The organism is Actinomadura montaniterrae (genome assembly GCF_008923365.1).
In the GTDB taxonomy this organism is placed as follows: Bacteria; Actinomycetota; Actinomycetes; order Streptosporangiales; family Streptosporangiaceae; genus Spirillospora; species Spirillospora montaniterrae.
Window position 1 is genome coordinate 1 of record NZ_WBMR01000364.1, and the last position, 6,541, is coordinate 6,541.

Here is a 6,541-nt window from a genome sequence, read left to right on the forward strand (position 1 = left end):
TGCGCGGGGTCGCCGAACCGGACCTGGAGGCCTGGGCGCGCGGCGCCGCGGGCCGCTGGCTCGCCGCCCGGCAGCTCGACGCGCGCCTCGCCGACCGGCCGGAGCTGCGCGCCGCGCTGAGGGACCTCCTCGCCGGGGACGAGGGGAGGTGAGCCCGTGCAGATCCTGATCGTGCTGCTGCTGGCCGCCGTGTGGGCCGGCGCGATGTGGCTCGGGTTCTGGTACGTGTTCCCCGTGCTGTTCCCCGCGACGCTGATCGTCGCGGGCGCCGCCGCGCTCGGCGTCTACTACCTGAACGCGTGCCGCACCCTCGCCCCGTCCGCCCTCGACGGCCCGTCCCCGGTCGCCTCGCCGGACGTCGCGTACCGCAACTACCTGCTCGCCCAGGTGTGGCGGGACTGGTGGACGATCAGCCGGACCGTCGTCCCGCAGGTGTACCGGATCGCGTCCGGGATCGTCGTGCGGCTCACCCGGACGCTGCTCGGCGGGCCGTGGGGGTTCTTCGCGTTCCCGATCTGGCTGGCGCTGTGCGCGGGGATCGTGGCGGCGGCCGTCCCGGCGGCGGCGTTCGTGCTGGCGCTGACGGTCCTGTACGGGGTCGTCGCGGCGGCCGGGCTGGCGGCGTGGCTGGCGTGCGTGCTGGTCCTCGCGGCCGTCGAGCGGATCTTCATGGCGTACGGGCGGATCCTGCAGACCTGCCCGCACCCGTTCTGCTACGAGCGGATCGGGCTGCCCGAGTACGAGTGCCCGGGATGCGGCGCCCGTCACAAGCGCCTGGCGCCCGGGGCGGCCGGGGCGTTCCGGCACGTGTGCCGGTGCGGCGCGCGGCTGCCCACGACCGTCCCGCTGGGCCGGTTCCGGCTCGCCGCGTACTGCCCGCACTGCGGCGGGCGGCTGCCCGAGCGCATCGGGCGCGTCCGGGTCGAGCCGCTGCCGTTCGTCGGCGGGCCCGCCGCCGGGAAGACCACGTTCATGTTCCTCGGCATCCGGGCGCTGCACGCGCGCGCCCGGTCCGTCCAGGGACGGCTGGCGTTCGTCGAGCAGCGGCACGCGCAGGCGTACGCGGGCGCGATCCGCGAGTTCCGGCGCGGCGGGCGGCCCGCCAAGACCGGCCCGGAACTGCCGCTCGCCACCATGGTCGACGTCGACCTGCCCGGCCGCGCCCGCCGCATCCTGTACCTGTTCGACCCGGCAGGCGAGCACTACACGGGCGCCACCGAAGTCGAGTCGCTGCGCTACCTGGACCACGGCGAGGCGCTGCTGTTCGTCGTCGACCCGTTCGCGCTCCCCCAGGTCCGCCGCGCCCTCACCCAGGACGAGCGGGACCTCGTCGACCAGGCCGCCGCGTCGTCGGAGGAGGACCCCGCCGACACCCTCCAGCGCGTCCTGAACGACCTGCGCTCCCGTCCCGACCAGGGGCGGCAGAAGCGGGTCGCGGTCATCGTCACCAAGGCCGACCTGCTCGTCCGCACCGAGATCGGCCGCTGCCTCGGCCACGACGGCGACGTCCGGGCCTGGCTCGGCGGCGTCGGGCTCGGCAACACCGTCCGCACGCTCGACCAGGTCGCCGGGCAGGTGCGCTACTTCGCCTCCGGCCTGGCGACCGAGCCCGCCGACGTCGCCGACCTGCTCGGCTGGGCGTCCGGCCTCGCGCCCGCCGGCCCGTCCGGCGGCGACCACCCCCTCACCGCCGGGGACGCGCAGGAGGTCCCCGGCACCGCGCCGCTGCGCGCCCCGTGGCCGGTCCGCGGCCGCGGCTCGGCCCGCGTCCCCGCCGGCTACCAGGCCGGACGCTGGGCCGTGCTGTGCGGGCTGTCGGTGCTCACCGTCGCGGCCGTCACCGGCGCCGTGGTGGCCGCCGCCGAGCGGTTCCCCTTCTGAACCGGTGACCGCCCCCGGGTGTGACGCATCGCACTCCCTGACGTGGCAGATAACGTACCGTCATCCGGTTACACCTTCTCGGAGCCGGAGATCCCGCGGCTCCCCCAGCCGAACGAGAGGTGAAGCCATGACGACGATCGCGCCCGAGGGGCTGCTCGCCATCGACGCGTCCGCGCAGGACCTGCTGTTCCGCGAGGCCCGCACCGCCAACACCTTCAGCGCCGAACCCGTCACCGACGAGCAGCTGCGCGCGATCTACGACCTCGTCAAGTGGGCGCCGACCGCGATGAACGCCCAGCCGCTGCGCCTCGTCGCCGTCCGCACCCCCGAGGCGCGCGAGCGGCTCCTGCCGCTGATGGCCGAGGGCAACCGCGCCAAGACCGCGTCCGCGCCGCTCACCCTCATCGTCGCCGCCGACGAGGACTTCCACGAGCACCTCCCGGTCACCTTCCCGCACAAGGAGGGCGCCCGCGAGGCCCTGCACGACAGCCCCGGCCGCCCCGCCATGGCGCGCTTCAACGCCTCCATCCAGCTCGGCTACCTCATCCTCGGCATCCGCGCCGCCGGCCTCGCCGCGGGCCCGATGGCCGGCTTCGACGCCGCCGCCGTCGAGAAGGAGTTCCTCGGCGGCAACCAGCGCGCCATCGCCGTCGTCAACGCCGGCAAGCCCGGCCCGGACGCCTGGTTCCCCCGCAACCCCCGCCTCGACTTCGAGCAGGCGGTCAGGGTTGTCTGACCCCGGAGCCCGGGCGGCCGCGCCCGCGCGCGCGGCCGCCCGGCCCGACCGGCGGATCGTGCTGATCGGCGTGCTGGGGGCGCTGACCGCGATGGCGCCCCTGTCGATCGACATGTACCTGCCGGCGCTGCCGAAGGTCGCCTCGGACCTGTCGACCGGGGCGATGCAGGCGCAGCTCACCCTGACCGCCTGCGTGGTCGGGCTCGCCGTCGGCCAGGCCGTCGCGGGCCCGCTGAGCGACGCCTTCGGACGGCGCAGGCCGCTGCTCATCGGGCTGGCCGCCTACGCCGTCGCGTCGCTGCTGTGCGTCGCGGCGCCGAACGTGGAGACGCTGATCGCGCTGCGCGTCGTGCAGGGCGCGGCCGGCGCGGCGGGGATCGTGATCGCCCGCGCCGTCGTCCGCGACCTGTACGACGGGGTCGCGGCGGCGAAGTTCTTCTCGACGCTGATGCTGGTCAACGGCCTCGCGCCGATCCTCGCGCCGGTCATCGGCGGGCAGCTGCTGCGGGTCATGCCGTGGCCCGGCGTGTTCGGCGTGCTCACCGGCATCGGCGTCGCCCTGCTGCTGGCGACGCTGGCCTGGCTCGGCGAGACGCTGCCGCCGGAGCGGCGGGAGACCGGCGGCCTGCGCGCGACCGCCCGGACGTTCGGGACGCTGGCGCGCGACCGCTCGTTCGTCGGCCCCGCCCTCGCGCTCGCGCTGGCGTTCGCCGCGATGTTCACCTACATCTCCGGCTCCCCGTTCGTCCTGCAGGACATCTACCACCTGTCGCCGCAGGCGTTCAGCGTCGCGTTCGGCGTGAACTCGCTCGGCATCGTCGCGGCGGGCCAGCTCAGCGGGTGGCTCGCCGGACGCGTCGCGCTGGCCCGGCTCATGGCCGCCGGGCTCGCGACCGTCGCGGCGGGCGGGCTGCTGCTGCTCGCCGCCGTGCTGGCCGGGGGCGGGCTCCCCGCGGTGCTGCCGGCGCTGTTCCTCGTCGCGTCCGGGCAGGGCCTGATCATGCCGAACGCGACGGCGCTCGCGCTGGCGGACCGCCCGCCGCGGGTCACCGGGAGCGCGTCGGCGCTGCTCGGGCTGTCGCAGTTCGCGCTCGGCGGGGCCGCCGGGCCGCTCGCCGGGATCGCCGGACCGCGCACCGCCGTGCCGATGGCGGTGACGATCGCGGTGCTCTCGCTGCTCGCCGCCGCCGTCGCCGCGGCCGCGCCGTCGAGGGTTGCGTCAGCGAACTGACCGTGCGTACGGTCGGGACGTGATCGTTCGCATCGGCATGGCCCCCGCGTCCGGCGCCCTCGGACCCGACTCCCTCACCGCCCTCGCCCTCGGCCTCGAACGCGAGGGCTTCGACTCCCTGTGGGTCTCCGAGCGGGCGTCCGGGCGGACCCTCGACCCCGTCGTCGTGCTCACGCACGCGGCGGCGCTGACGTCCAGGATCAAGCTCGGCACCGCCGTGATGACGGTGCCGGGCCGCTCCCCCGCCCTGCTCGCCAAGGAGCTCGCCTCGCTGGACGTGCTGTCGCGCGGCCGGCTGCTGCCCGCCTTCGGGCTCGGCCAGCGGCTGCCCGCCGAGCAGCAGGCCTTCGGCGTCCGCCGGGAGGAGCGCGCCGAGATCTTCGAGGAGGCGCTGCCGCTGCTGCGCCGCTTCTGGGCCGGCGGCGCCGTCGTCCACGACGGGCCGCGCTTCCATTACGACGGCCTGCGGATCGAGCCGCGCCCCGTCAAGGGCTTCTTCGACGTGTGGATGGGCGGGACGTCGGACGCGGAGCTGCGCCGCACCGGGCGGCTCTCGGACGGCTGGCTCGCCGCGTTCACCACGCCCGCCGAGGCCGAGCGCGGCCGGATCGCGGTCCAGGACGCCGCCGCTGCCGCCGGACGCGAGATCGAGGAGGAGCACTTCGGCGCCGTCGTCCCGTACCGGCGCGGCCCCCTGCCGGAGGAGGCCGCGGCCCGGTTCGCGCGCGTCCGCAGGGTCAGCGGCCCCGCCGACCCCGCCGACGTCGTCCCCGACCTCGACGGCCTGGAGACGCACCTCAAGCGGCTCATCGAAGCGGGCCTGTCGAAGTTCGTCCTCGCCCCGCTCTCCCCACCCGGCGACTGGGACACCGAACTCGCCGACCTCCGCGACGCGGCGCTCCCCCTGCAAACCCGCCGTTAGTCGAGTGCGGCGAGGATGAAGTCGGCGACCTCGGCGGCCAGTTCGGCGGCGGGCTTCGGGCCGTCGGTCCGGTACCAGCGCGGGAGCTGGTTGACCATGCCGAGCGCGACGATCGTGACGGTGTCGGCGGGCGTCGGGGTGGTGAACGAGCCGTCCCGCTTGCCCTGCTCCACCAGGCCGCGGAACGTGTTGTGGTAGCGGCGGCGGTCGGCGCGGACGGCGTGCATGCGGGCGTCGTCGAGCCGGTGCATCTCGCGGCCGAACACCTTCGCCTCGTCGATGTGCTCGGCGGTGCTGAGGATCAGCCCGGTCAGCACCCGGCGGACGGCCTCGCGCGGCGGCAGCCCCTCGGCGAGGACGGCGTCGAGGTCGGCGAGCTGCCGGGCGATGAGCGAGTGGTAGATCTCGTAGAGCAGGGCGTCCTTGGAGTCGAAGTAGTGGTAGAGGGCGCCCTTGGTGACCTCGGCGGCCTCGACGATGCCCTGCACGGACGTCCCGTCGAAGCCGCGCTCGGCGAACAGCCGCAGCGCGGCGTCCAGGATCCGCCGCTCGACGGGGCTGCGCCGGACCGGCACGGAACCCGCGCCGGTATCCGCGCCGGTATCCGCGACCGCGTCCGCCGCGGCGTCCGTAGGCTGGGTCTCGGTCATCGGCGTTCCTCCCATTGACGCGCCCGCGTCCACGGACATAGCTTGCCAGAAACCGACCGGTCGGTATGCACCCGTCCCGCCTGGATCGAGGGAGACCCCTGATGCCCGCAGTCGAGACCGTCCGCGGACCCGTCGACGTCGCCGCCCTGGGCCGCACGTACATGCACGAGCACGTCTTCTGCCTCAGCACCGAGCACGTCGAGAACTACGGCGCCGGCGACTGGTGGGACGAGGAGGAGAAGGTCGCCGACGCGGTGGCCAAGCTGCGGGAGCTGCCCGCGCGCGGCATCACCACGATCGCGGACCCGACCGTGTGGGGGCTCGGCCGGTACATCCCGCGCGTGCAGCGGATCGCCGCGCAGGTCCCGGAGCTGAACATCATCGTGGCCACCGGCATCTACACCTACAACGACGTGCCGTTCCAGTTCCACCTGCGGGGGCCGGGCACGCCGCTGGACGGCCCCGAGCCGATGATCGAGTACTTCGTCCGCGACCTGACGCAGGGCATCGCCGACACGGGCGTGAAGGCCGCGTTCCTGAAGTGCGCGATGGACGCCCCCGGCCTCACCCCGGGCGTCGAGCGGGTGCTGCGGGCGGTGGCGGGCGCGCACCGGGAGACGGGCGCCCCCGTGACGGTGCACACCGAGAGCTCGATCCACGCGGGCCGGACGGTCGTGGAGATCCTCGGCAAGGAGGGCGTCGACCTCAGCAAGGTCGTCATCGGGCACGCCGGGGACAGCAACGACCTCGACTACCTGATGGAGCTGGCCGACACCGGCGCGATCCTCGGGATGGACCGGTTCGGCCTGGACGTGATCAACCCGACCGCCGACCGGGTCCGCACCGTCGCGGCGCTGTGCGAGCGCGGCTACGCCGACCGGATGGTGCTCAGCCACGACGCGAGCTGCTTCATCGACTGGTTCGGCCCCGACCCGGCGACCGTGCCGGCGTTCGCGCCGAACTGGAACTACCGGCACATCAGCGACGACGTGCTGCCCGCGCTGCGCGAGGCGGGCGTGCCGGACGGGCAGATCGACCAGATGCTCGTCGGGAACCCGCGCCGGTACTTCACGCGCTGAGAACGCCCCAGGACGGGCCCCGGCCCGGCGGCCGAGCACGGC

At 75.0% G+C, this 6,541-nt stretch carries 6 protein-coding genes; 5 read left to right on the forward strand and 1 reads right to left on the reverse strand.

Translation table 11 applies throughout. The features are described 5' to 3' along the window. Positions 1 to 156: 156 nt before the first annotated feature. The 4 genes from F9B16_RS48520 to F9B16_RS48535 all read left to right on the forward strand — a co-directional run bounded on the left by F9B16_RS48520 (position 157) and on the right by F9B16_RS48535 (position 4,770). On the forward strand, positions 157 to 1,881 hold the full coding sequence (locus F9B16_RS48520; protein ID WP_151547033.1) for a TRAFAC clade GTPase domain-containing protein: 1,725 nt from the start codon (positions 157 to 159) through the stop codon (positions 1,879 to 1,881). A gap of 127 nt (positions 1,882 to 2,008) precedes the next feature. Then, positions 2,009 to 2,617, forward strand: coding sequence for a malonic semialdehyde reductase (locus F9B16_RS48525; protein ID WP_151547034.1), 609 nt, complete (start codon positions 2,009 to 2,011; stop codon positions 2,615 to 2,617). Beyond that, positions 2,610 to 3,848 carry a multidrug effflux MFS transporter gene (locus tag F9B16_RS48530; protein WP_225992636.1) on the forward strand — a complete coding sequence of 413 codons (1,239 nt, stop codon included), beginning with the start codon at positions 2,610 to 2,612 and terminating at the stop codon, positions 3,846 to 3,848. Before F9B16_RS48525 ends, F9B16_RS48530 begins: the two co-directional genes overlap by 8 nt. Before the next feature lie 19 nt (positions 3,849 to 3,867). Continuing rightward, on the forward strand, positions 3,868 to 4,770 hold the full coding sequence (locus F9B16_RS48535) for an LLM class flavin-dependent oxidoreductase (RefSeq protein ID WP_151547035.1): 903 nt from the start codon (positions 3,868 to 3,870) through the stop codon (positions 4,768 to 4,770). Here F9B16_RS48535 and F9B16_RS48540 read toward each other — a convergent pair. After that, entirely contained in the window at positions 4,767 to 5,420 is a 654-nt protein-coding gene (locus F9B16_RS48540; protein ID WP_151547036.1) for a TetR/AcrR family transcriptional regulator, read from the reverse strand. The two genes, F9B16_RS48535 and F9B16_RS48540, sit on opposite strands and share 4 nt — an antisense overlap. Before the next feature lie 101 nt (positions 5,421 to 5,521). Here F9B16_RS48540 and F9B16_RS48545 point away from each other — a divergent pair, with 101 nt between their 5' ends. Further along, positions 5,522 to 6,499, forward strand: a complete 978-nt coding sequence (locus F9B16_RS48545) for a phosphotriesterase family protein (RefSeq protein ID WP_151547037.1) — start codon at positions 5,522 to 5,524, stop codon at positions 6,497 to 6,499. The last annotated feature ends 42 nt before the right edge of the window (positions 6,500 to 6,541 follow it).

Excerpts from the sequence above, each read along its gene's own strand:
- F9B16_RS48525 (WP_151547034.1), top strand. The coding sequence starts at position 2,009 with ATGACGACGATCGCGCCCGAGGGGCTGCTCGCCATCGACGCGTCCGCG.
- F9B16_RS48540 (WP_151547036.1), bottom strand. The coding sequence starts at position 5,420 with ATGACCGAGACCCAGCCTACGGACGCCGCGGCGGACGCGGTCGCGGAT.
- F9B16_RS48545 (WP_151547037.1), top strand. The coding sequence starts at position 5,522 with ATGCCCGCAGTCGAGACCGTCCGCGGACCCGTCGACGTCGCCGCCCTG.